This is a genomic window from Sanguibacter sp. 25GB23B1 (genome assembly GCF_040012415.1).
Lineage (GTDB): Bacteria > Actinomycetota > Actinomycetes > Actinomycetales > Cellulomonadaceae > Sanguibacter.
Map to the genome: position 1 here is coordinate 1 of NZ_JBDYKL010000029.1, position 24,449 is coordinate 24,449.

At 71.4% G+C, this 24,449-nt stretch carries 21 protein-coding genes and 2 riboswitches; of the genes, 7 read left to right on the forward strand and 14 right to left on the reverse strand.

Going from position 1 to position 24,449, the window contains the following annotated elements:
- Nucleotides 1-124: 124 nt before the first annotated feature.
- Nucleotides 125-229: riboswitch (SAM riboswitch) on the forward strand.
- Between the two features lie 5 nt (nt 230-234).
- Together ABKW26_RS14865 and metE are read left to right on the forward strand one after the other, a co-directional pair.
- On the forward strand, nt 235-1,281 hold the full coding sequence (locus ABKW26_RS14865; protein ID WP_348594573.1) for a methylenetetrahydrofolate reductase: 1,047 nt from the start codon (nt 235-237) through the stop codon (nt 1,279-1,281).
- A gap of 9 nt (nt 1,282-1,290) precedes the next feature.
- Nucleotides 1,291-3,660 (forward strand): 5-methyltetrahydropteroyltriglutamate--homocysteine S-methyltransferase, encoded by a 2,370-nt coding sequence (gene metE / locus ABKW26_RS14870; RefSeq protein WP_348594575.1) that lies wholly within the window; start codon nt 1,291-1,293, stop codon nt 3,658-3,660.
- Between the two features lie 121 nt (nt 3,661-3,781).
- On the opposite strand, the gene ABKW26_RS14875 is transcribed toward metE, so the two are convergent.
- Together ABKW26_RS14875 and ABKW26_RS14880 are read right to left on the reverse strand one after the other, a co-directional pair.
- Nucleotides 3,782-4,300 (reverse strand): hypothetical protein, encoded by a 519-nt coding sequence (locus ABKW26_RS14875; protein WP_348594577.1) that lies wholly within the window; start codon nt 4,298-4,300, stop codon nt 3,782-3,784.
- Between the two features lie 125 nt (nt 4,301-4,425).
- A complete protein-coding gene (locus ABKW26_RS14880; RefSeq protein WP_348594578.1) occupies nt 4,426-5,007 on the reverse strand; it encodes an AAA family ATPase in 582 nt (193 codons plus the stop codon).
- Between the two features lie 36 nt (nt 5,008-5,043).
- On the opposite strand from ABKW26_RS14880, the gene ABKW26_RS14885 reads away from it, so the two are divergent.
- Nucleotides 5,044-5,931, forward strand: coding sequence for a sugar phosphate isomerase/epimerase (locus tag ABKW26_RS14885; RefSeq protein WP_348594580.1), 888 nt, complete (start codon nt 5,044-5,046; stop codon nt 5,929-5,931).
- A gap of 9 nt (nt 5,932-5,940) precedes the next feature.
- Here the strand turns inward: ABKW26_RS14885 and ABKW26_RS14890 are convergent, their stop codons facing one another.
- Nucleotides 5,941-7,308, reverse strand: coding sequence for an ATP-binding protein (locus ABKW26_RS14890; RefSeq protein ID WP_348594581.1), 1,368 nt, complete (start codon nt 7,306-7,308; stop codon nt 5,941-5,943).
- A gap of 148 nt (nt 7,309-7,456) precedes the next feature.
- On the opposite strand from ABKW26_RS14890, the gene ABKW26_RS14895 reads away from it, so the two are divergent.
- On the forward strand, nt 7,457-8,905 hold the full coding sequence (locus ABKW26_RS14895) for an SDR family NAD(P)-dependent oxidoreductase (RefSeq protein ID WP_348594582.1): 1,449 nt from the start codon (nt 7,457-7,459) through the stop codon (nt 8,903-8,905).
- Between the two features lie 38 nt (nt 8,906-8,943).
- Here ABKW26_RS14895 and ABKW26_RS14900 read toward each other — a convergent pair whose 3' ends face one another.
- A complete protein-coding gene (locus ABKW26_RS14900) occupies nt 8,944-9,363 on the reverse strand; it encodes a PGPGW domain-containing protein (RefSeq protein WP_348594584.1) in 420 nt (139 codons plus the stop codon).
- A gap of 412 nt (nt 9,364-9,775) precedes the next feature.
- On the opposite strand from ABKW26_RS14900, the gene ABKW26_RS14905 reads away from it, so the two are divergent.
- Nucleotides 9,776-10,636, forward strand: a complete 861-nt coding sequence (locus ABKW26_RS14905) for a PadR family transcriptional regulator (RefSeq protein WP_348594585.1) — start codon at nt 9,776-9,778, stop codon at nt 10,634-10,636.
- On the opposite strand, the gene ABKW26_RS14910 is transcribed toward ABKW26_RS14905, so the two are convergent.
- From ABKW26_RS14910 to gcvP, 5 genes are all read right to left on the reverse strand, one after another.
- Nucleotides 10,633-11,067, reverse strand: a complete 435-nt coding sequence (locus ABKW26_RS14910; RefSeq protein WP_348594587.1) for a (deoxy)nucleoside triphosphate pyrophosphohydrolase — start codon at nt 11,065-11,067, stop codon at nt 10,633-10,635. The genes ABKW26_RS14905 and ABKW26_RS14910 overlap by 4 nt on opposite strands.
- 94 nt (nt 11,068-11,161) lie before the next feature.
- Nucleotides 11,162-11,407, reverse strand: a complete 246-nt coding sequence (locus ABKW26_RS14915) for a LuxR C-terminal-related transcriptional regulator (RefSeq protein ID WP_348594588.1) — start codon at nt 11,405-11,407, stop codon at nt 11,162-11,164.
- 359 nt (nt 11,408-11,766) lie between these two features.
- Nucleotides 11,767-12,138 (reverse strand): glycine cleavage system protein GcvH, encoded by a 372-nt coding sequence (gene gcvH / locus ABKW26_RS14920; RefSeq protein WP_348594589.1) that lies wholly within the window; start codon nt 12,136-12,138, stop codon nt 11,767-11,769.
- A 61-nt stretch (nt 12,139-12,199) separates the two neighbouring features.
- On the reverse strand, nt 12,200-13,339 hold the full coding sequence (gcvT, locus tag ABKW26_RS14925) for a glycine cleavage system aminomethyltransferase GcvT (protein ID WP_348594590.1): 1,140 nt from the start codon (nt 13,337-13,339) through the stop codon (nt 12,200-12,202).
- Nucleotides 13,336-16,257, reverse strand: coding sequence for an aminomethyl-transferring glycine dehydrogenase (gene gcvP / locus ABKW26_RS14930; protein WP_348594648.1), 2,922 nt, complete (start codon nt 16,255-16,257; stop codon nt 13,336-13,338). The genes gcvT and gcvP overlap by 4 nt, the downstream gene beginning before the upstream one ends.
- Before the next feature lie 251 nt (nt 16,258-16,508).
- A riboswitch (glycine riboswitch) is annotated at nt 16,509-16,623 on the reverse strand.
- Nucleotides 16,624-16,804: 181 nt separating this feature from the next.
- Here gcvP and ABKW26_RS14935 point away from each other — a divergent pair.
- Nucleotides 16,805-17,020: a hypothetical protein gene (locus ABKW26_RS14935; RefSeq protein WP_348594592.1), complete on the forward strand. Its 216-nt coding sequence runs from the start codon at nt 16,805-16,807 to the stop codon at nt 17,018-17,020.
- Between the two features lie 3 nt (nt 17,021-17,023).
- Here the strand turns inward: ABKW26_RS14935 and ABKW26_RS14940 are convergent, their stop codons facing one another.
- Together ABKW26_RS14940 and ABKW26_RS14945 are read right to left on the reverse strand one after the other, a co-directional pair.
- Complete coding sequence (locus tag ABKW26_RS14940; RefSeq protein WP_348594593.1) at nt 17,024-18,214, reverse strand: aminotransferase class I/II-fold pyridoxal phosphate-dependent enzyme; 1,191 nt, start codon at nt 18,212-18,214, stop codon at nt 17,024-17,026.
- On the reverse strand, nt 18,211-19,404 hold the full coding sequence (locus tag ABKW26_RS14945; RefSeq protein WP_348594594.1) for a phosphatase domain-containing protein: 1,194 nt from the start codon (nt 19,402-19,404) through the stop codon (nt 18,211-18,213). Before ABKW26_RS14945 ends, ABKW26_RS14940 begins: the two co-directional genes overlap by 4 nt.
- A gap of 67 nt (nt 19,405-19,471) precedes the next feature.
- Here ABKW26_RS14945 and ABKW26_RS14950 point away from each other — a divergent pair, with 67 nt between their 5' ends.
- On the forward strand, nt 19,472-20,917 hold the full coding sequence (locus tag ABKW26_RS14950; protein ID WP_348594595.1) for a PQQ-binding-like beta-propeller repeat protein: 1,446 nt from the start codon (nt 19,472-19,474) through the stop codon (nt 20,915-20,917).
- A gap of 6 nt (nt 20,918-20,923) precedes the next feature.
- Here ABKW26_RS14950 and ABKW26_RS14955 read toward each other — a convergent pair whose 3' ends face one another.
- From ABKW26_RS14955 to ABKW26_RS14965, 3 genes are all read right to left on the reverse strand, one after another.
- Nucleotides 20,924-21,472, reverse strand: coding sequence for a low molecular weight protein-tyrosine-phosphatase (locus tag ABKW26_RS14955; protein ID WP_348594596.1), 549 nt, complete (start codon nt 21,470-21,472; stop codon nt 20,924-20,926).
- Nucleotides 21,473-21,825: 353 nt separating this feature from the next.
- On the reverse strand, nt 21,826-23,352 hold the full coding sequence (locus ABKW26_RS14960; protein WP_348594597.1) for an alanine/glycine:cation symporter family protein: 1,527 nt from the start codon (nt 23,350-23,352) through the stop codon (nt 21,826-21,828).
- A 46-nt stretch (nt 23,353-23,398) separates the two neighbouring features.
- A complete protein-coding gene (locus tag ABKW26_RS14965; protein WP_348594598.1) occupies nt 23,399-24,304 on the reverse strand; it encodes a LysR family transcriptional regulator in 906 nt (301 codons plus the stop codon).
- Nucleotides 24,305-24,449 lie beyond the last annotated feature (145 nt).

The window sequence follows — 24,449 nt, forward strand, 5'->3', positions numbered from 1 at the left end:
CCCCCCCCCCCCCCCCCCCCCCCCCCCCCCCCCCCCCCCCCCCCCCCCCCCCTCTCTGCGTCCGCCCGCGTCTCACCAGGCGGTCACAGTGTTGATCAGCAGGTGGATGCGTCTTACGCTGGGTCAACCATCCAGAGCGGTCGAGAGTCCTGGCTCGTCGACGCCGCAGCAACCCCCCACAATGGAAGCCTCCTGAGGGTGCGGGTGCTAACGCCAGGTCCGATGGAGCGACCCATGAAGGCTTCCCGTACCGCACCGACCACCCCTCAGCGTCCCACCGAGCCGCAACGACCCACCGTGTCGTTCGAGCTCATGCCCCCGCGCAACCCCGACGCGGCCCCGAAGTTCTGGGCGACCGCCGAGCGCCTCGTCGCCGCGCGCCCCGACTTCATCTCGGTGACGTACGGCGCCGCCGGCACCGATCGCAACACCGCCCGAACCGTCGTCAGCCGCCTCATCCAGCACACCCCGGTGCTGCCGATCGCCCACCTGACCTGCGTCGGGGCGTCCCGGAGCAACGTCGCCGAGGTCATCGACGAGTTCCTCGCCGAGGGCGTGCGCAGCTTCCTCGCGCTGCGAGGGGACCCCCCGGCGGACCAGCCCGACTGGGCGCCGCACCCGGACGGCGTGCACTCCTCCGACGAGCTCGTCGCTCTCCTGCGCGAGGTCGAGGCGGGTCGCTGTGCGTCCAGCCCGTCGACCGCGCTGCGCTCGGCGGCCCACCCGCTGACGATCGCTGTCGCCACCTTCCTCGACGGCAACCACGCTGCCGGGACCACGCGGAGCCAGGAGGTGGCTCGCCTGCTCCAGAAGCAGGAGGCGGGCGCCGACTTCGCGATGACCCAGCTCTTCTACCAGCCCGAGTCGTACGTCGACTTCGTCGCGGAAGCACGCGACGCCGGCGTGACTCTCCCCATCCTCGCGGGCATCCTCCCGATGACCGACCCCGCCCGCCTCGCGCGGGTCGAGGCGCTCACCGGTGTCCCCGCGCCGGCGGCCCTCGTCCGAGACCTCGAAGCGGTCTCGGACCCGGCCGCACGCCACAGACTCGGCATCCGGGCGAGCGTCGAGCTCGCCGGTGCCGTCCTCGCAGCCGGAGCCCCGGGCCTGCACATCTACACGTTCAACAAGCACGAAGCCGCACTTGACCTGCTCGAGGGCGTACACCTCGGCGGCGGACAGACGACCGGGGTCCTCCCCGGCGCCGGTCCGGACCTGGCCAGCGGGCCGTGGGTCGGCGCATCCCCGCACACCACTCCGCTCATCGCGGCAACTCTCTAAGGGATGACCATGACGACACCTCACGGGCACAGCTCTGCCCAGAACGACGCGACCTTTCCGACCTTTCCGGCAGGGACGATCCTCGGCTACCCGCGGATCGGCCCGCGACGCGAGCTCAAGAGGGCGGTCGAGTCCTTCTGGGCCGGCCGTATCGACGAGACCGAGCTCGAGACGACGGCCGCGACGCTCCGCAAGGCGACGCGCGACCGCCTCGTCGCCCTGGGCCTGCGCGCCGACGACGCGTCGGTCCCCGGCTCGTTCTCCTTCTACGACCAGGTGCTCGACGCCGCGGTGACGGTCGGCGCCGTGCCGTCCCGCTTCGCGGCCCTCCGGGACGAGGACGGCGGTCTCGACCTCACCGGCTACTTCACGGTGGCCCGTGGCGCGGGCGACGACGCCCCGCTCGAGATGACGAAGTGGTTCGACACGAACTACCACTACCTCGTGCCCGAGATCGGCCCGGAGTCGGCGTTCCGCCTCGCCTCCGACCGCATCGTCCGGGAGTTCGTCGAGGCTCAGGCCGAGGGGGTGACGACGCGACCGGTGATCGTCGGGCCGGTGACGTTCCTCCTGCTGAGCAAGCCGTCGGACGACGCGCCGACCGGCTTCCAGCCGCTCTCACGCCTCGCCGACCTCCTCCCGGTCTACGCCGAGCTGCTCCGCTCGCTCGCCGCCGCCGGAGCACCGTGGGTCCAGCTCGACGAGCCCGGTCTCGTCACCGACACGATCGACGTGCCGCTCGCCGAGGTGCACGCGGCCGTCACCGAGGCCTACCGCGTGCTCGCGACGGACCTCGCCCGCGGGGACCGCCCGGCGATCCTCGTCGGCGCGCCCTTCGGCGACCTCCAGGACGCTCTCCCGGTCGTCGCGGCCACCGACGTCGAGGCCGTCGCGATCGACCTGGTCAAGGGCGCTGCCCCGGCCGGGCCCGTGGCGGGGCTCGAGACCAAGACGCTCGTGGGCGGCGTCGTCGACGGCCACAACATCTGGCGCGCCGACCTCTCCGCGAAGCTCGCGATCCTCGAGCAGCTCGAGGGTCTCGGCGCGGGGGCCGTCTCCGTCGGCACCTCGACGTCGCTCCAGCACGTGCCGCACGACGCGGACGACGAGCCCGACCTCGACCCGCTCCTGCGCTCGTGGCTCGCCTTCGCCGACCAGAAGGTCGCCGAGGTCGTCACCCTCGCCGAGGGTCTGGCCGAGGGTCGGGAGGCGATCCACGAGGCGCTGCTCGCCGCGAGCGCCGCCGTCGCGAGCCGCGCCGAGGCCGAGGGTGTCGTCGACCGGGGGGTCCGCGAGCGCACAGCCGCGCTGCAGGACGCGGACTTCCACCGCGGGTCCGTCGAGGAGCGCCGCGCGGCGCAGACCGTGCGGCTCGGCCTCCCGCTCCTGCCGACCACGACGATCGGCTCGTTCCCCCAGACGGTCGAGATCCGCAAGGCGCGCGCGGCCCACGCGAAGGGCGACCTGTCGCTCGAGGCGTACGAGGAAGAGATGCGCGCGGAGATCGGCCGGGTCGTCGACCTCCAGGAGGAGATCGGGATCGACGTCCTCGTGCACGGCGAGGCCGAGCGCAACGACATGGTCCAGTACTTCGCCGAGCTGCTCGACGGCTTCGCGGTGACGCGCAACGGCTGGGTCCAGTCCTACGGCTCCCGGTGCACCCGCCCGTCCATCCTCTGGGGCGACGTCTCGCGCCCGGCGCCCATGACGGTGCGCTGGACGCAGTACACCCAGTCCCTCACGGCGAAGCCGGTCAAGGGCATGCTCACCGGGCCGGTGACGATCATGGCCTGGTCGTTCGTCCGGGACGACATCCCTCTCGGCGAGACGGCGAACCAGATCGGCCTCGCCCTGCGTGACGAGATCGCGGACCTCGAGGCGGCGGGCATCGCGATCATCCAGGTCGACGAGCCGGCGCTGCGCGAGCTCCTCCCGCTGCGCCGCGCGGACCAGCCGGCGTACCTCGACTGGTCGGTCGGGTCGTTCACGCTCGCGACCGCGGGCGTGCGCGCGGACACGCAGATCCACACGCACCTGTGCTACTCGGAGTTCGGTGAGGTCATCGGCGCGATCGACGCCCTCGACGCCGACGTCACGTCGATCGAGGCGGCCCGCTCGCGCATGGAGATCCTGCCGGAGCTCGCGGCGTCGGGCTTCGCGCGCGGGGTCGGTCCGGGTGTCTACGACATCCACTCGCCGCGCGTCCCGTCGCAGGAGGAGGTCACGGACCTTCTCGAGCTCGCGGTGAAGTCCGTGGACCCGGCGCTCGTGTGGGTCAACCCGGACTGCGGGCTCAAGACGCGCGGCTATGCCGAGACGACCCCGTCTCTCCGGCACCTCGTCGCCGCTGCGCGCACGGTGCGCGGGCAGCTGGGCTGAGCAGCCGGTTCGACGCAGCCTGTCCGACGCAGCCGCTCCGTGACCGACCGGCGAGACCGACCGGTTCCTGAGCCGAGCACCGCTCCCCCGTGAGCGGTGCTCGGCCCGGCGCCGCGGACGGTCAGCGGCCGCGCTCGGCCCGGTACTGCGCGACGAGCTTGCGCTGGTGCTCGTCGAGCTCGGACCGCGAGTCGAGGTGCGCGGTGTCGGCACGGGCAGCCTCGACGCGGGAGACGGCGGCGGTCGGTGTGCGGACGGTGGGGACGGCGCTCGTCGCGGGGCGCGCGTGGCGCTGCCTCGCGCCGCTCGTCTCTGCCCCGCGCTTCGCGGTCTGGCGGGCGTTCTTCAGCGCCGACGCGGGGAACTCCGACCCGGCGAGGCGCGTCCACCGGCCGAACACCTGGGTCTCGTCGGCGATCCGGTCGATCGCTGCGGCCGCCCGGACGATCCCCACGCAGATGCTCGCCACGGCCACGACGAGCAGCACCACGACGCCGAAGCCGATCATGACGAGCATCCGACGGTCGACCACCTCGGGGAACGCGTCCGTGAGGTGCACGTAGGCGAGCGCCCCGCCGACCATGAGCGAGAAGAAGAGCAGGGCGAGACCGAGGCCGAGGATCCGCGCAGACCGTTTCACTGACGGCTCCCGTCGTGCCGCCATGGTCGCGGCGGCCTAGCTGTGGTTCCGTGCGGGTGAAGTTCCCGCTCAGGTGTTGTGTAACGGAAGGCTAACGCCAAGACTGAAAGATTGGAAGAGTCCGGTCAAGGTCTGTCTCGGCCGAGGTCCTCCGACACACGCCGCACCCAGCTCTCCACCTCGGCTCGCGACCGCAGCCGGACGAGCACGAGATGCGGTGCCTCGACCTCCAGCCGCCGGTCGAGCCCCGCAAGCTTGTGCCGGGTGGTCCAGGCCCAGTCGAGGATGTTCTGGTCCCCTCGGCGCACGAGCGTCCACAGCGGCGGCTCGACGTTCCCGTTCCACAGCGTCTCGCGCCGCACACCTCGACGGACGGTCCGCCCGAGCACCTGACGCATGACGGTCGCGACCGGGAGGTCGAGCCACACGAGAACGTCTGCGCGCTCGAGCAGCAGCGGCCGCGCGACCGTGTACTGCCACTCGGTCACCCATGCGTCCTGCGCGACGAGAGCCCTCACGTCCTCGGCGAACGACTCCCGCGGCTCCCAGCCCGGCCCGTGGTACAGCCCGTCGATCTCGGTGTGCGGGAGGTCGAGCACCCTGGCGATCCGCCGGGCGAGCGTCGTCTTGCCTGACCCCGGCGTACCCGCGACCGTGACACGACGGGGGCGGAGCGGCAGGGGATCGACAGGTCCGAGTGTGAGCACGGGCGATCGTACCGATCTGGGCGATAGTGTGGAAACATGCGCGATGCCATGAAGGACGCAGGACCCGCCGCCGCGAGCGCCCCCGACTCCCCCATCAAGGTGACCCTCTCGAGCGCGTCCGTGTACCCGCGCAAGGTCGCGTACGCGTTCCAGCTCGCCGCCGAGCTCGGCTACGACGGCATCGAGGTCATGGTGTGGTCGGACTCGACGACGCAGGACGACAACGCCCTCACCCACCTGTCCGCCGAGTACGGCGTCGAGATCCGCAGCATCCACGCACCGACCCTCCTCGTGAGCCAGAACGTCTGGGGTGGCAAGCCCGGACCGAAGCTCGCGAAGGCGGTCGACATGGCGCACTCGCTCGGCGCCGGCACGGTCGTCGTGCACCCGCCGTTCGCGTGGCAGCGCAAGTACTCGCGGCAGTTCGTCGACCAGGTCCAGCAGCTCACCGACGAGTCCGGGCTGACCGTCGCGGTCGAGAACATGTACCCGTGGCGGTCCAAGCGCCGCGACTACGGCGCCTACCTCCCGGGGTGGGACCCCACCGAGCACGCCTATGACGCAGTGACCCTGGACCTCTCCCACGCGGCGACCGCGCGCCAGGACAGCCTCGAGATGGTCAAGGCCTTCGGCGACCGCCTCCGGCACGTGCACCTCGCGGACGGCTCCGGGTCGAACAAGGACGAGCACCTCGTCCCTGGGCGGGGCTCACAGCCGTGCAAGGACGTGCTGCGTCACCTCCTGCGGACCGGGTGGTCGGGCGACGTGGTCGTCGAGATCGGGACGCGCAAGGCACGCACGGCGGCCGAGCGTCGCGAGGACGTCGCGACGTCGCTCGCCTTCGCGCGGACGTACCTGACCCCGGGCGAGCACGGCGAGGTCACCGTCCCGCCGGCCCACCACCGCCCCGCGGACGCCTGGTAGCCGAACGCGTCAGAGGTAGTGCCCCGTCGCCGGGGCGGGCTTCCAGCGACCCGTCTGGGTGATCTCGAGGATGTGCGCGGTCGTGAGGTCGGCGGTGCCGTGCTCGAGCACCGCGCGACGCGCCACCTCACGGAGCTCGGCACCGCTCGCGCCGTCGAGCGTCTTCGCGATCGCCCGCACGTCGAGCGACTCGCCCCGCCCGGGCAGGTAGATCCTCAGGATCTCCTCACGGGCGGTCTGCGTGGGCAGCGGGACCTCGACGATCACGTCGAAGCGCCCCGGACGCTTGACCGCCGGGTCGAGGGAACCGGGGTCGTTGGTGGTCGCGAGGGTGAGGATGTCGTTGCGGACCCGCGCGCCGTCGAGCGCGTTGATGAACTCGGAGAACCCGGGGGACTTCCGCATGCCCTTGTCGGCGACGGCGTCGATGTCCTCGAGGATGACGAGGGTGGGGCCGAGCTTCTCCACCTCCTGGTAGAGGTTCTCGGACGCCGAGCTCATGACGTCGAGGTCCGCGACGAGCACCGTGAGGGTCCCGGCCATCTCGGCGGCGACGATCCGGCCGAGCTTCGTCTTGCCGACCCCGGGCTGGCCGGCGAGGAGCAGGCCACGGCTCGTCGAGAGCCCGAGCGCGAGGAGGTCGTCGCGACGGTTCGTGCCCGCGGACAGGAACAGCTCGACCTCGTGCCAGACCTTCTCGCTGAGGACGAGGTCGGCGCGCGTCTCGGTGGTCGGTGTGATCGGTGCGAGGCGGATCTGCGACCCGTGGTCGCTCGACACCTGCAGCACGCGCCCGCGGTACGGGTTTCCCTCGCCCCGGAGCTCGGTCTGGAACTCGTCGAGCACGGACTCGGCGACGTCGCGCCGCCCGGGCTCGGTGTAGACGGTGATGTCGGCCGGGTAGCCGCCGCAGATGTGGACGACGATGCCGCTCTCGCGCAGCGTGCCCGCCGGGAAGTAGGTCGAGAGGTGGAAGGGCACGGAGCGGGTGTGCTCCTCGCCGAGGTCGAGGGGTCGCCACTGGGGCGCGGTGCTGTTGGACCCGAAGATCTGGATCGAGTCCTCGTGCGTCTGCATCCACGTGGCCAGGACGTAGCCGTGCAGGAGGAGCTGGGTGTTGGAGAGATCGCGCTCGACCTTCGACAGCGCCGACTCCTCGACGTGGAGGAGCTGTGCGGCCCACTGCGACGAACCGCTCGGCTCGGACTCGACCCGTGGGGCCCCGAGGATCTCGGCGAGGACCCGGATGGTCTCCTTGGTCTCCTCGTAGAGCCCGTGCTCGACGCGCGGCCACAGGAGCTTCTCGACGAGCTTGTCCGGCGTCGCGACCGCGGGGCGGTCCTGACCGGAGGCGTCGTCTGCTGCGTTGCTGTTCACCCGAGGGAGACTACCTGCGCGCTGACCAGCCGGTCCGCCCGGTCCGAGAGGCTCCGTGCGCCGGGACCGTGCTGCTGCACGGCGCGCACCATCGTCGTGTGACGGAGCCAGTCCCAGAACGCCGCGGATCCGGGGGATAATCGTCCACATGCCTATCGATCCTGCCGAGCTCGCTGCTGCCATCCAGGTGCTCGAGGCAGCCAACGACCTCGACCCGGAGCACCCGGACAAGATCGCGCTGCAGCGCGCCACGGCGAAGCTCTACAAGACGGTGAAGAAGCAGCGCCGCGACGCTGCGAAGGACGCTGTCCGCACAGCCGACACCGCGGTGATCCACGCGACCGCGACGGGCGCACCCACACGGATCGACGACGAGACCCAGGGCCTCGAGCTGCTCCCTGCCGCGCAGGGTGCCACCGCCGGGCGTCTCATCAAGTCCCGCCCCTGCTACGTGTGCAAGCAGCACTACAACGACGTCGACGTCTTCTACCACCAGCTGTGCCCGGAGTGCTCGGCGCTCAACCGGGCCCGCCGGGACGCCCGGACGGACCTGACCGGCAAGCGCGCCCTCCTCACAGGCGGGCGGGCGAAGATCGGCATGTACATCGCCCTGCGTCTGCTGCGCGACGGTGCGCACACGACGATCACGACGCGGTTCCCCAACGACGCCATCCGGCGTTTCACGGCGATGGACGACAGCGCCGACTGGATCCACCGCCTCCGGATCATCGGTATCGACCTGCGCGACCCGGCCCAGGTCGTCGCGCTGGCGGACGACGTCGCCGCGCAGGGTCCGCTCGACATCCTCATCAACAACGCCGCGCAGACGGTGCGGCGCTCGCCCGGGGCGTACGCGCCGCTCGCCGCCGCCGAGGACGCCCCGCTCCCGACGGGCTACCTCCCGGACGTCGTGACGTTCGGCCGGAGCCACGACACGCACCCCGCGTCCCTCGAGGGGTCGGTGCCGACCGCGCAGACCGCGACGGCCCACGCCTCCGTGACGACGGCGGACCTCCTGACCAAGCTCGCGCTCACCGCCGGATCGGCCTCGCTCGACCGCGTCGCGAGCTCGACCGCCATCGACGCAGCCGGCCTCGTGCCGGACCTCGTCGACTCGAACTCCTGGGTGCAGAACGTCGAGGACGTCGATGCCCTCGAGCTCCTCGAGGTGCAGCTGTGCAACAGCACGGCACCGTTCATCCTCATCAGCAGGCTGCGCGAGTCCATGCGCCAGACCGAGGGCTCACGCCGGTACGTCGTCAACGTCTCCGCGATGGAGGGTCAGTTCTCCCGCGGGTACAAGGGGCCCGGGCACCCGCACACGAACATGGCCAAGGCCGCGGTCAACATGCTCACGCGCACCAGCGCGCGCGAGATGTTCGAGACGGACTCGATCCTCATGACGAGCGTCGACACCGGCTGGATCACGGACGAGCGCCCGCACACGACGAAGGTGCGGCTGGCCGAGGAGGGCTTCCACGCGCCGCTCGACCTCGTCGACGGTGCGGCCCGGGTCTACGACCCGATCGTCCGCGGTGAGCTGGGCGAAGACGTCTTCGGGTGCTTCCTCAAGGACTACAAGCCCTCGGCCTGGTAGGCGCACGCCCCAGCCGCTCAGGCGGTCGGCCCGTCCGATCAGCCCGTGCGGCCCCGACGCCGGAAGCTGAGACGACGACGCAGGTCGTCTACCCTCACCAAGACCTTCTGGCCGGCGCGAGTCGCCTTGAAGGCCTCCCACGCACGGGTCGCGAGGACCTTCACGCGGTGCAGGAGGCGGCTGGCCCACGGGAACTCGGTCGAGAGGACCGCGACCCCGGCGAACATCGTGACGAGTCCCGGACCTGGCAGGACGAGCATCGCGAGGCCCGCCAGGATGAGAACGGCTCCGACGACGGTGATCGTGGCGACACGCACGGGGTGCGGCAGCCGGCTCAGACGCTCGTGGACGCGCTCGAGGAGGCGGGCCGCCGGGTGGGTCTCCGGCGGGTCCTGCTCGTGGGCCGCCGACGGCGCGGGCACGAGGGTGACCGCAGGAGCGAGAGGCGGCGCGGTCATCGCGCGTCCACCGGGCAGTTCATGGATCCGAGCACGGAGATCCTTTCGGCTGTCGGTGCCGAGCGCGCACCGCAGGACCGCCGCGCGCGCTGGGACGGTTGGTCCACGATACGCCGAGACCGCCCGTGTTCACGAGGATGAGTGTGGGGGATCCTGGGCGGTCCCTCGATCTCGTCGACACGAGATCTCCACACCGAGGAGTTGTCAAAGATATATCGTCGATATATCTTTGAGCCATCGGTCGAGCCCGACCTCCCAGAACGTGGCCCGGCTCCCGCATCCGGACTGCGATCCCCCACCCGTCGGCGTCACGTCGACGAGGCGCCAGGCGAGCAGCCCCACGGCAGCGGCCCCACAGAGGTCGCTCGACCTCCCTCTCCCGTTCCCAGCACCATCCCAAGGAGACCTCTCCATGCGACACGACTTCTCACACACCTGGCGCCCTGGGCGCCCCCTGCCCGCCGACGACGAGACCGACCCCCGAGACCACGACCGCGGTCGGCGCGGGGGACCCCGTGACGGCGGACGTCGTCGACACGACGAGCACCACGAGCACTACCAGCACCACCAGCACGGTGCCCGGACCGCTCCTCAGACCGCGACGGTCGTCCTGAGCGTCGACCCGGGAGGTCACGGTCCGGCAGACCACGGCCGCGGTCGTGGCGACGGTCTCGGTGACGGCTTCGGCCCAGGCGGGCCCGGCCGCACCGGAGGCGGCCGCGGACACGGCGGGCACGGCCGCGGGCCGGGCGGGCCGCACCGCGGGCCGGGTCGCGGGTCCCGCGCCGGCCGCGGCGACATCCGCGGCGCAGTCCTCCTCCTCCTGAGCGAGCAGCCCATGCACGGCTACCAGCTCATCCAGGAGATCGCCCAGCGCTCCGGCGGACGCTGGACACCGAGCCCCGGAGCGATCTATCCGGCGCTCAACCTCCTCGAGGACGAGGGGCTCATCTCCATCACGGCGGACTCCGGGCGCAAGCTCGCCAGCCTCACGCCAGAGGGCGCGGCCCACGTCGAGGAGCACCGCGACGAGCTCGCGATGCCCTGGGACCAGGCGACGGGACGGTCGGCGCACCCGGCGCGCGCACTGCGCGACGCCATGGAGGAGCTCGGCGGCGCGGCGCACCAGATCGCGCGGAACGGGTCCGAGGAGCAGGCCGCGCAGGCGCTGCGCACCCTCGAGCGGGCACGACGGGAGCTCTACCTCGTGCTGGCTGGAGAGACGGTGCACCCAGCAGCGACACCGGGCACCGAGGACGGAACCGGCAGCTAGGCGCTCTCGGCGCTCGGGAGGAGGCCCGGCTCGATGGTCTCGACGATGCGGACGTCGCCGTCGAGCCAGGGCACGTCCCACAGGTCGTCGCTCGACAACCAGCGGAGCTCGTCGTGCTCGATGAGGGGGACCGGATCACCGTCGACGACCTGGGCGTACCACAGGCGCATGACGTGACGGTCGGTGATGATCCACGCTCCGGCGTCGGGGCCGACGATCTCGCAGCCGAGCTGGACGCGGACGCCGAGCTCTTCGCGGATCTCGCGGTGGAGTGCTTCTTCGGGCGTCTCGCCGGCGTCGACCTTGCCGCCGGGGAACTCCCACCGCCCCACGAGGTGGGCGGGTCTTGACCTGCGAGCCGCGAGCAGCGCACCTGGGGTTGCCAGGTCGTCGACGATCGCGGCTGCGACCACTAGCACTGCGTTCTCCATACCTGAGATCCTCTCAGGCGGATGTTTCACAGGGGTATCGGTCGACCGAGCAGCCACGGTGCTCCTCGGTCCGGACGGAGGACGGGTCTCAGCGTCAGCTGTCACCCTTGTACAGACCTGCTTCGCGGGCCCACTCGACAGCCTCGGCACGGGTCGAGACACCGAGCTTGCGGTAGACGCTACGAACCTGCGACTTGACCGTGTTGCGCGTGACGAACAGCTTCGAGGCGATCTGCTCGAGCGTCACCTCTTCGGTGAGGTTCGAGAGAACGACGCGCTCCCGTCGAGTCAGCGAGCTGTTTGAGGGCTTCGCCGATCCCGACAACTCCATCGTGGTCATGTTTCCTCCAACGTTGTCCCGGCGGCCCAGCTGCTCTGGATCAGGTGACCGGTTCGTCTACTACTAGGAGAGAGGGGGTTGGTCCGCGTCTATGACGCGGATTTCACCCCGACATCTGCCGTCGTGCAGCGTCCCGGTTCCATAGACTGCTGGTCTGGACATCGTCGCAGTTCAGCGTGCTATTTCGGTTCAGCAGGAGCGGCGGGCCGGTGAGAACCGGCTCCGTTGCGGCACCTACCCGACGATCCTGACTTCAGAATAATCGGACATATGCCACTGCGCCTCCCGAACGGGACACCTGGCCTATCGTCAGACAGAGCGCCACGTATGAGGCCTCACTGTCGTCCGTTATCAAAACGTTAACTACCGACCTGCGCTTCGTACTCAGCCGCCGTCAGGACCGGTCCGGTCTCGGTCACGTCGACCTTGATGAGCCAGCCCGCACCGTACGGATCGGTGTTCACGAGGTCCGGGCTGTCCACGGCGCCGTCGTTGATCTCGACGACCGTGCCGCTCACCGGGGAGAAGAGCTCCGACACCGACTTGGTCGACTCGATCTCGCCGACGACGGACCCTGCGACGAGCGTCGTCCCGACCGCGGGCAGCTCGAGGTACACGATGTCGCCGAGCGCGTCCTGCGCGGTCCACGTGATCCCGATGGTGGCGGGGCTGTCATCGGTGAACCACTCGTGCTCGGCGGTGTACTTGAGTCCGGCTGGGAAGTTCGACATACAGGTCCTTCTCTCATGGAGTTCTCATGAAGCGTACAGAGGCAGGGTGAAAAAAGCCCGTTCAGTCTCGCCTGTAGAACGGGAGGGCGACGACCTCGACGTCTTCGGCCCGCCCACGGACGTCCACGGCGAGGCGCGTGCCCACGGCGGAGACCTCGGGCGTGACGTACGCGAGGGCGATGGGACGGCCGAGCGTCGGCGAGGGAGCACCCGAGGTCACGTGGCCGATGACGACGTCAGGCTTCGTCGCGTCCATGAGGACCGGGTAGCCCGCGCGGGCGGGCCGACGGCCCAGCACGCTCAGCCCCACGAGGACGCGCGCGGGCTGCGATCCCTTGCGCGAGGCGAGCGCCGCGCGCCCGACGAAGTCGACCGGCGCGCCGTCCGCGTCGACCTTGTCGAGGCGCACGACCCGGCCCAGGCCGGCCTCGTAGGGCGTCGTCGTGAGGTCGAGCTCGTGGCCGTACAGCGGCATCCCCGCCTCGAGGCGGAGGCTGTCGCGGGCCGAGAGGCCCGCTGGGACGAGGCCGGCCGGCGTGCCGGCCACGAGCAGCGCGGTCCACAGCTCCCGGGCGCGGTCGGCCGGGACGAACACCTCGAAGCCGTCCTCGCCCGTGTACCCGGTCCGTGCGACGAGCACCTCGATGCCCGCCACGACCGCGGGGACGATCGCGTAGTACCGCAGCCCCGCGACAGCGTCGGCGTCGGCCGGCGCGAGCGAGACGAGGATGCCCTCGGCGAGCGGCCCCTGGACGGCGACGAGCGCGGTCTCGACGGACGTGAGCCGCACCGTCGCGTCGAAGGCTGCACTGCGCTCGACGAGCGCGGCGTGCACCACGTCGGTGTTGCCCGCGTTCGCGACGACGAGGAACTCCTCGTCGGCGAGCCGGTAGACGACGAGGTCGTCGATGACGGCACCGTCCTCCTGCGCGATCATCGTGTAGCGGGCGCGCCCCACGTCGACCTTCGAGAGCCAGCCGACGAGCGCGTGGTCGAGCGCAGCAGCCGCCCCGGGGCCGGTGACCGTGATCTCGCCCATGTGGGAGAGGTCGAAGAGGCCGGCGGCGGTGCGCACGGCCGTGTGCTCGGCGATGTCGCTGCCGTAGCGCAGCGGCATCTCCCAGCCGCCGAACTCGGTCAGGCTCGCGCCCAGGGCGACGTGCTCGTCGTGCAAGGGGCTCAGGCGGGTGGCGGCGGTCATCGGTTCTCCTCCGTGGTGGTGAGGGACTCGCCGGGCTCGGCGTAGGCCTCGATGGGCGGGCACGAGCAGACGAGGTTGCGGTCGCCGCGCGCGCCGTCGATGCGGCGGACCGGCGGCCAGTACTTCGCGGTGCGCAGCTCGGCCACCGGGTAGGCGGCCGTCTCGCGCGAGTACGGCTTGTCCCACGCGTCCGACACGACGCTCGTCGCCGTGTGCGGGGCGTTGCGCAGAGGTGACTCGGCGAGCGACCAGGTGCCGGCGGCGACCTCGTCGATCTCGGCTCGGATGGCCAGCATCGCGTGGATGAAGCGGTCGATCTCGTGGAGGTCTTCCGACTCCGTGGGCTCGACCATGAGCGTCCCCGGGACAGGGAAGGACAGGGTCGGGGCGTGGAAGCCGTAGTCCATGAGCCGCTTCGCGACGTCCTCGGCCGTGACGCCTGTCTGCGCGGTGAGCGGCCGCAGGTCGAGGATGCACTCGTGGGCCACGAGACCGCCCGGTCCGGTGTAGAGCACCGGGAAGGCGTCACGCAGGCGGGACGCGAGGTAGTTCGCGGAGACGACCGCGATCTCCGTCGCCCGGCGCAGACCCTCCGGGCCCATGAGGGAGACGTACGCGTACGGGATCGGCAGGATCCCCGCCGAGCCGAAGGGTGCCGCCGCCACCGGGGTGGCCCCGTCGGCGTCGAGCGGGTCGCCCGGGAGGAAGGGGACGAGGTGCTCGGCGACACCGATCGGGCCGACGCCCGGACCGCCACCGCCGTGCGGGATGCAGAACGTCTTGTGCAGGTTGAGGTGCGAGACGTCGCCGCCGAACTGTCCGGGCTTCGCGAGGCCGACGAGCGCGTTGAGGTTCGCCCCGTCGATGTACACCTGCGCGCCCACCGCGTGGACGAGGTCGCAGACCTCGCGCACGTGCTCCTCGTAGACCCCGTGGGTCGACGGGTACGTGATCATGATCGCCGCGACCTCGTCGCCGTGCTGGTCGAGCTTGGCGCGGAGGTCGTCGAGGAGGATCTCGCCGTCCCCGGCCGTCGCCACGACCACGACGCGCATGCCCGCCATCGCCGCGGACGCCGCGTTCGTGCCGTGCGCCGACGCCGGGATGAGGCAGATGGTGCGCGCACCCTCGCCGCGGGAGCGGTGGTAGTTGCGGATCGCGAGGAGGCCGGCGAACTCGCCCTGCGACCCGGCGTTCGGCTGGACGGAGACCGCCGCGTAGCCGGTGATCTCTGCGAGCTGCGCCTGGAGGGAATCGATCATCTCCGCGTAGCCGGCCGCCTGCTCGCGCGGGGCGAACGGGTGGAGGCCCGCGAACTCGGGCCACGAGATCGGCTCCATCTGGACCGCCGCGTTGAGCTTCATCGTGCACGAGCCGAGCGGGATCATCGTCCGGTCGAGAGCGAGGTCCTTGTCCGAGAGCGCACGCAGGTAGCGCATCATCTGGGTCTCGGAGCGGTGCGCGTGGAAGACGGGGTGGGTGAGGTACTGGGTCGTCCGGGCGAGACGCGCGGGGACCGGCTCGCGGGAGCCGACGAACGCGAAGTCCTTGCCCTCCCCGTCGAGCCGGGCGAGCACGGCGAGCACCTGTTCCACGTGGAACATCGTGGTCGTCTCGTCGCAGGCGACCTGGACGTGGTCGGCGTCGGGGCCGTAGAGGTTGATGCCGGCGGCGTCGGCTGCCGCCACGAGCTGAGCCGCGCGGCCGGGAACCACGAGCCGGACCGTGTCGAAGAAGTCGTCGTGCTCCACCTCGACGCCGAGCCGGCGCGCGCCCTTCGCGACGACCGTCGCCCGCTCGTGGACGCGTTCCGCGATCGCTCGCAGGCCGTCCGGGCCGTGGTAGACCGCGTACATCGAGGCGACGATCGCGAGGAGCGCCTGTGCGGTGCAGATGTTGCTCGTCGCCTTCTCGCGGCGGATGTGCTGCTCGCGCGTCTGGAGCGCCAGGCGGTACGCGGGGTCGCCGTCCGCGTCGACGCTCACGCCCACGAGCCGGCCGGGGAGCATCCGCTCGATGCCCTTGCGCACCGCCATGAACGCGGCGTGCGGTCCGCCGTAGAAGAGCGGGACGCCGAAACGCTGGGCGGAGCCGACGGCGATGTCCGCGCCGACCTCGCCGGGCGCGGTGAAGATCGTCAGCGCGAGGAGGTCCGTGGCGACGGTGACGAGCGCTCCGGCGTCCTTCGCCGCGGCGACGATCGGCGCGAGCTCGCGCGCCTGACCGCTCGCGCCGAGCTGCTGGACGACGAGGCCCACGACGTCGGCGCCCTCGAGGTCCGCGTCGGCGAGGGCTGCGGCGACACCGTCGGCGAACCCTTCAGAGAGGTCGGCGACGACGACCGGGAGGCCGATCGCCTCGGCACGCCCCTGCGTGACCGTGAGGGACTGGGGGAAGAGGTCGGCGTCGAGGACGACGACCCCGGGTCCGGAGGCCGGCCCGCGCTTCGCCGCGCGCCACATGAGCGCGACCGCCTCGGCGACGGCGGTCGCCTCGTCGAGGAGGGACGCGTTGGCCACGTCGAGGCCGGTGAGGTCGCTGACGACGGTCTGGAAGTTGAGGAGCGCCTCGAGGCGACCCTGCGAGATCTCCGGCTGGTACGGCGTGTAGGCCGTGTACCAGGCAGGACTCTCGAGGACACCGCGGCGGATGACGGCCGGGGTGATCGTGTCGTAGTAGCCGAGCCCGATCATCTGCGTGCGCGTCTGGTTCTTCGCCGCGAGGGAGCGGAGGTCGACGAGCACCTCGGCCTCGGTGAGCGCGGCCGGGAGGTCGAGCGGGCCGTCGAGGCGGATCGACGCGGGCACGGCCGTGTCGATGAGCGCGTCCACCGACGCGAACCCGAGGTGGTCGAGCATGACCTGGACGTCGTCGCTGCCGTCCTGGCGGTCGGCGCGCGGGCCGACGTGACGGTCCACGAAGCGGTCTCCTGCGGGTCCTGCGCTGGCGAAGGTCGGGGTCACAACAGGCTCCTGGGGGGTCGGGCAGGCGCAGCACGCCGTGGGCTCGGGACCCTCCCCGCTCTGTCGTCAGACCGGGTCACCTCCCGCTCGGCGGGCATGACGGTCAACCTGAGAGTTTGGCCCGCCTCGGTGGCGCGGGCTTGCCCCTTCGGTGAGGCGGCCGGCCACGGTGCCCGCGGTCGGTCTCGCCTGCTGTTCAGAGTTGCCTCGCCGCGGCGGTACGTGGGCCTGAGAGTTTCCCGGGGAGGGTTTGCTCCTTCGGCGCCTGACACGTTGTCCGGGATGACGGGGGGCCGGTCAGGGCTCTCCCGCCGCAGCTCGAGCGGCGCAGTATGTGGTTGTGCGGCAATCCTACCGGTCGCGTGCGGGCGCCCTGCGGCGGCCGGGAGCCCAGCCGCAACCCACAGGGTCTGCACAGGCGCGGGACGTGCAGCGCGCCGTCACCGACGCCGATGAGTCCTGTGGAGCGTCACCGTGGCGCTGCGGACGGAAGGGCACGACCATGCAGGTCTCGGGCATCACCAGCACCTCCACCTCGACCACCTCGACGGATCTCACCGCGCTGCGCCGCCAGCTCGTCGTGGACCAGCGCGTCCAGGCGCAGCACGTGCGGGAGAAGGCCGACCAGGCCACGCTCGCGGCGGACGCCGCGAAGGTCGCGGCGGACCAGCTCGCGATCACGCGCGCCCAGGCAGGCGGGGTCGACGTCGTCGTGTGACGCTCAGCGGCCCTCGAGCGTCTGCTGCCAGGCGACGATCCGGTCGACGGCCTCGGCCACCACCTCGGGCGCGGCGGCGAAGGACAGCCGGACCCAGTCGTGGCCTCGGACGCCGTCGAAGTCGGTACCGGGGGTGAGGGCGACGCCGGTCTCGGCGAGGAGTCGCTCGCACCACGTCACGGAGTCGAGGCCGAAGCGCGAGACGTCGGCGTAGACGTAGAAGGCGCCGTCCGCCGGGGCGACGGGTCCCCACCCGAGGTCGTCCAGCCGGTCGAGGACGAGCCGCCGCGACTCGCGGTACTGCTCGACGTTCGCGCGGGCGGCCGCGTACCCGGCCTCGCTGAACGCCGCCGTGCCGGCGTGCTGCGCGAGCGCGGGCGGGCAGAGCGCGACGTTGCTCGCGAGGGCGTCGACCGCGCCGACGAGGTCGTCCGGGAGGACGAGCCACCCGAGGCGCCAGCCCGTCATGGCCCAGTACTTCGAGAACGAGTTGACGACGACGGCGCCGCTGCCGAGGTAGGACGCCGCCGTCGCGGCGCGGACCGCGTCGACCCCCGGCTCCTCGTACGTGATGCCGTGGTAGATCTCGTCGCTCACGAGCCGGACGTCGAACTCCTCGCACCAGCGCGCGAGTGCGGCCAGGTCGTCGGCGGGGATCATCGTGCCGGTCGGGTTGGCCGGGCTCGCGACGACGAGGCCGTCGAGCCCGCCGGCGTAGTACGCCTCCTGGAGCTGGGAGATCGTCGGCTGGTAGCGGGTCTCGGGCCCGCAGTCGAGCTCGACGACCTCGCAGCCGAGCGACGTGAGGATGTTGCGGTACGCGGGGTATCCGGGCCGCGCGAGCGCGACACGGTCGCCGACGTCGAACGCGGCGAGGAACGCGAGCATGAAGCCGCCGGAGGAGCCCGTCGTGACGGCCACCTGCTCGGGCGTGACCTCGACGTCGTACCAGCGGCCGTAGTGCTCGGCGATCGCGGCGCGCAGCGGCGGCGCGCCCATCGACTCCGTGTACCCGAGGTCACCGGCCGTGAGCAGCTCGATCGCCCGCTGGCGGACGGCCTCGGACGCCCCGGTCGACGGCTCGCCCGCGCAGAGGTTGAGCACGGACTCGCCCGCGGCGCGCCGGGCGTTGGCAGCGGCGAGCACCTCCATGACGGCGAACGGAGGGACCTGGGCGCGGCGGGAGACCTTCATGGTGCCATCGTGTCAGGCGAAGCCCCCGCCGGTCCGGTCGCGGGCAGCACTCCGGCCTTGCGCAGCTCGCGGCTGAGCCCCGCGCCGTCCGGTGCGCCGACGACCGGCACCGCGCCCGCTGCGGCGCGCGCCTGCGTCCGGGAGCCCGTGTTCGGGGTCGGGGCTCCGTGCGCGAGCACCTGCTCGGTCGCGGTGAGCTGGCGGATCGCGATCGCGCGGACCTGGTCCGGGTGGGAGTCGACGAAGTCGCCGTAGATCATCGGGTCGTGCTGACCGTCGTCCCCGAAGAGGAACCACTTCACCTGCGGGAACTCCTCGGCCAGGCGCAGCAGCGCGCGGCGCTTGTGCTCGCGACCGCTGCGGAACCAGCCGGTGTTCGTGGGGCCCCAGTCGGTGAGGAAGAGGGGACCGGCCGGGTAGCGGTGATACGCGAAGAACCGGCGGAGGGCGGGGGCGACGTTCCACGCGTTCGTCGAGAGGTAGAACACGGGGATGTCGGGGTTCGCCGCCTCGATCTCGGCGTAGAGGTCCGCCATGCCCTTGACGGGTTTCCGTGCGTCCTCGTTGAGCACGAGGATGTTCCAGATCGCGGTGAGCGGTCGCGGGAGCGCGGTGACCATGACGGTGTCGTCGACGTCGCTGACGAGTCCGGTCGTCTCGTGGGCGTCGAGGACGCGCACGGGCGTGCGGGCCGCCGGGCCGCCACCGACCGCACGCACGCGCACGTCGTGCCAGCCCGTGGTCAGCCGCGCCGGGACGACCGCGTCGATGTAGCCGCCGCGGTCGGTCGTCGCGGCGTGCGTCACCCCGTCGACGACGATCTCGACCGGTGCGTCCGGGAGCTGCGCGGTGAAGAAGCTGCGCCAGCCCCGCACGGCACGCAGCGGCTCGGGACCACGGCGGGCCGTCGTGCGGGCCTTCTTGCTCCGGGGCTCGGGGGCCGCGTCCTCCTCGAGCGCCGTCGGGTCCGTCTCCGTGCCGGGCTGCTGGTGGCTCCGTGGCGACAGCATCACGCGGCCGAGCACCCGGACCCAGCCGTCCTCGTCGCCGTCGGGCGCGATCCCGTAACCCGTGTACGGCTCGACGCGGGCCTGCCAGCCACGGCTGCGCAACGCCTTGGCGACCGCGCGGACGAAGCGGTCCTCCCATCGGCTCGCTCGGTGCGGTCTGCTCGACGTCTCGGTACTCATGCGAGGAGTCTTCCAGCGGGCGGCGGTCCGCGCCCACGGAGGAGGCGGTGCCGGGTGATACTGGATCATGCCCACCGAACCTCAGGCAGCACCGAGCTCGCCGGGCCGTGCCCGGCGGATCGCACTCGCCCTCGTCCTCGTGGTCGCTGTGGTCGCCGCTGGCACGTGGGCGGCGCTGAGCATGCGCGACGAGGGCCCCGATCCCGCTGACGTGGGCACCTCCTCGCCTGCGACGGAGCCTCCGAGCCCGGTGCCGACCACACCTGCTGCGGAGCCTGTCGACCCGGCGATCTTCGAGAGCACGCCCGTCCCCACCTGGGAGACGAGCGCAGCCGACCTCATGGGAACGTCCGAGTCCGGGGTCACCGTCGCGGCACCCGACCCTGCAGGTCGGCCGAACCAGGCTGACGTCGTCGTCCTGGCCGCCTGGGGAGGGGACTCGGCCGCCGTCATCGGACTGGACCGTGCGACCGGGGCGCAGGTCTGGCGGCAGGACCTCCCCGGGGTGCGGCCGGTGGCGTGCCACGTCCTCGGCGACGGGCGCCGGACGGCGTGCACCGTGCCGGTGTCCGAGGGCTCGGCCGACCATCGCGTGCTGACCCTCGACACGGCCGCCGGGGACATCCTCGGTGACGACACGGTGCCCCAGACGCCTCGTCACGTCGTGGCGGTGAGCGACGACATCGTCGTCGCCGGGAGCAACGTCGCCGACGGTCGCCTCATGATGTCCCGCGGCACGCCCGACGACGTCGACCGGTTCTGGGTCGAGGAGTCGCAGCCCGGGTTCGTCCCCGCGACGGAGTACTGGGGCGAGTACACGACCGACGAGGGCAAGGCCGCGTTCGAGGTCTCCGGGTCCACGATGCTCGTCGAGCTCGCGACCGGGGACGCCCGCCTGGGGCGCTCCGACGATGACGGGCGCCTCGGCCTCTGGCCCGGAGGCGCAACGACGCGGACGACCTTCACCGACGGAGACGGCACCACAGAGGGGACCTCGACGACCACCCTCACGCGGCCGGACGGGACGGAGCTGACCTTCCCCGATTCCCCGTGGGGCCGGTTCGGGACGAGCGAGAGCATGGCCGGCGTCGTCGGCGCGGGCAGCACCGCGTACGACTCCCTGACCGGTGATCCACTCTGGACCGCTCCCGAGCGCACCGACGTCCTGGACACGACCTACCTCGTGGTCGACGACACGGTCGTCCAGGCGTCCTGGTACGAGGAGTCCGCGCAGCTGCTCGCGCTCGACCTGCGCACCGGGGAGGAAGCGTGGACGGCGTCGGCGCGGTCCTACGCCACGAGCGCGCTCCACGGGCGCGTACTCGTCCTCGGCTCGTACTGGGAGCTCACGGCCGTCGACCTCGAGACCGGCGAGAGCCCCTGGCAGCTCGCGTACGAGTCGGACATGGCCGGGGACGACTTCTACTGGGACAACACCGTCGAGCACCTCGTGGTCGGGGACGCCCTCGTGACCGTCTCGTACGACACGGTGCGCGGGTACGGGTTCTCCTGACCTCTGCTACCCGCGGTCGTCGCGTCGAGCGAGCTGGGTGCGCACGTGCTCGACGATCCCGTCGACCGCAGCCTCCACCTGGTCCAGGCACTCCTCGAAGTCCTGCATGCCGCCGTACCAGGGGTCGGCCACGTCGAGCCGGTGCTCGTCGCGCTGCTCGGCCACGCGCGGTGCCTGCGGGTCGAAGGACCGGAACATCCGGATGCTGTCCGGGCCGTCTGCCTCCTGGGGCGCGTCGGCGAGCCGACGCAGCACCCGGGCGTGGTCGGCGGTCATCGCGACGACGAGCTCACGGTCTGCGAGATCGGCGGAGGCGGTGCGTCGCGCCCGGTGCGTGTCGAGCGCCGCGTCGGAGTAGCCGGCCGCGACGAGGACCGTCCGGGCCCGGCGGTCGATCGGGTTGCCGACCTCCTCAGAGCTGACGCCCGTCGAGTCGACGACCACGTGCTCGCCCAGGCCGGCGGCGTCCAGGCGTTCGCGCAGGACGATCTCGGCCATGGGGGACCGGCAGATGTTCCCGGTGCACACGGTCATGATGCGGAAGGGGGTCGTCATGACGCCCATCCTGCCCCACCGCGACCGGGCACACCTGCTCAGAGAAAAGCCCTTGAACCCGGTCGGATCTCGGGCGTAGCCTCTGTGCCACATGGGAAAGGAGGTGGTCCAAGACATGATTTCTTCTCGGACGCGTGAGGTGACTGTCCGCTAGTCGCCAGGTGCTCAGGTCAGGAGACTGACCGGCGAGCAACGGACGGCCGGACGGCATGTGCGATACCCGGGCCACCGCACCTTCAGAGGTGGGCGGCAGCGAGTACCAGACTGTCACCGGAGCCCGTGGGAGCCGCGATCTCGTCCTTCGCGGCAGGTGGGACAGCTCCCATCAGCCCACGGGCTTTCGCATGCCCGCGTCAGGCGTCGGCGTCGGAGCGCACGAGGCGGTTCGCACGGCGGTCGTCGAGGTACTCGCGCAGCTCCTTGCGGACGACCGGGAACAGCAGGTAGAGACCGAGGATGTTGATGAAGGCGCAGAGGAAGAGCATCGCGTCGGCGAGGTTGACGACGTCGCCGAGCGACAGGACGGACCCGAACGCGGTGAAGAGCACGAAGATCACCTGGAAGACACGCTCGGTCACGGGCGTGCGTCCGAAGAGCGACGTCCACGCCTTCTGGCTGTAGTACGCCCACGTGATGAGGGTCGAGAACGCGAAGAGCGCCACGGCGACGGCGAGCACCACGGGGAACCACGGCAGCACCGTCTCGAAGGCGTCGGACGTGAGCGTGACCCCGTTGCCGGGGCCCGAGCCTCCGGCGGCCACGTCGGCACGACCGTCGATCCAGGACTGCGGGCGGGCGATGACGATCGTCAGCGCGGTGAGGGTGCAGATGACGACCGTGTCGATGAACGGCTCGAGGAGGGCGACGAAGCCCTCGGTGACCGGACGGCGCGTCTTGACGGCCGAGTGTGCGATCGGTGCGGAGCCGATGCCGGCCTCGTTCGAGAACGCTGCCCGCTGGAAACCGACGATGAGGACACCGATGATCCCGCCGGCGACGCCCTCGGGGTCGAACGCGCCGCTGATGATCTCCCCGAAGCCGGGGATGATCTGGTCGACGTTGACGATGAGGACCGTGAGGCACGCGAGGACGTAGATGATGCCCATCGCCGGGACGAGCCTGCTCGTGATCCGCGCGATGGACTTGATGCCGCCGATGATGACGATGCCGACGAGCACCGCGAGGACGATGCCGAAGATCAGCGCGGCTCCGTCGCTCGCGAGCGGTCCGTCGTCGCCGCCGGTCACGTTGCGGGCCTGCGCGTAGGTCTGGTTGGCCTGGAACATGTTCCCGCCGACGATCCCGAAGAAGAAGATCGAGATCGCGAAGATGCTCGTGAGCACCCTCGCAGGGAGTCGGCCGAACCTCGCGAAGGCGATGGGCAGGTAGCGGAACGGGCCACCGGAGATGGTGCCGTCCTCGTGCTCCTCGCGGTACTTCACGCCGAGGGTGCACTCGACGAACTTCGTGCACATGCCGAGGAGGCCCGCGACGATCATCCAGAAGGTCGCGCCCGCGCCACCGATCGTCACGGCGATCGCGACACCAGCGATGTTCCCGAGGCCGACCGTCCCCGACACCGCCGAGGAGAGCGCCTGGAAGTGGCTGACCTCGCCCGGGTCCTTGGGGCTCCCGTAGCGTCCGCGGACGAGGGCGATCGCGTGGCCGAAGCCTCGCACCTGGATCCCGCGGAGGGCGATCGTGAAGAAGAGCGCGGCGCCGATGAGCCACGCGATGAGGATCGGGACGTTCGCGTCGCCGACCGGCACGCTGTAGAAGATGACGTCGGAGAACGCCTTCGCGATCGGGGCGAACGCGGAGTTGATGGACTCCTCGATGTCGCTGACGGATGCTGTCAGGATCTGCGCGGCGGGCTGCATCGGGCAATTGGACCGTACCGGGACCATGTCCGCAAGTGGTCGTGGCTCATGCCAGGTCGAGCGTGGCGGCCTGGGCGACGAGCCCGTCCACGACAGCCGTCACGGCCGACGTCGGCTCGTGGCGGTTCGCACGGTGGCGTGCGGCGATGCGCCGCGTGCCGAGGCCCGCGATCTGCACCACGTCCACGCCGTGCAGGTCGGCACCCTGGAGCGCGAGCGCCGGCAGCAGCGCGACACCCTGACCTGCGGCGACGAGCGCGATCGCGACCTCGTAGTTGTAGTAGGCGTGCCGGGAGGCCTGGGAAGACCCGGTGAGGGCGACGACGCGGGAGAGCGCGCGGGCGGCTGCGGTGTTCTTCTCTGCACCGATCCACAGGACGTCCTTGAGGTCTTGGACGTTCGCCGGAACGGCCATGTTCGTGGGCACGGCGAGGCGCCACGGCTCGTCGAGCAACGGCGTCTCCCGGAACCCTTGAGGCACCGGGCGCACCGAGGCGGAGTCGTGCTCGAGGATGACGAGGTCGTAGTCGCCGCTGCGCAGGCCGCGGGCGGCGTCGGCGCTCTCCACCTCGTGGACGGTGATCTCGATGCCCGGGGCCGCGACGGCGAGCTCGGGGAGCATCGGCGCGACGACGCTCCGGATGACGGTCTGGAACGCGCCGACGGCGACGCGGCCGCTGACCTCGGGGCCGAGGAGGGCGATCTGCTTGCGCGCCTCGACGAGCTCGGACTCGATCCGCTCGGCCGCCTCGGCGAGCATGAGCCCGACGGCCGTGAGCGTCACGCCGCGGGGGCCGCGGTCGAGGACCTGGACGCTCTCCTCGGCCTCGAGCTTCGCGATCTGCTGGGACACGGCGGAGGGTGTGAGATGGAGCAGGTCGGCGGCCGCAACCACTCCCCCAGCCCTGTGGACGGCAAGGAGAACACCAAGTCTTCGGGCATCGATAGCCATGTAGTGATGCTACATGGGTTAAACAGAAGCATTCAATTGTGCTACATGGTTTTGACGGCCACACTTGAGCCGTCACCGCAGGTGACGCACCACTCGGGACGCAGTGCGGCTGGCACCGCCACGTCCCTCATCATCCTCGAGGAGC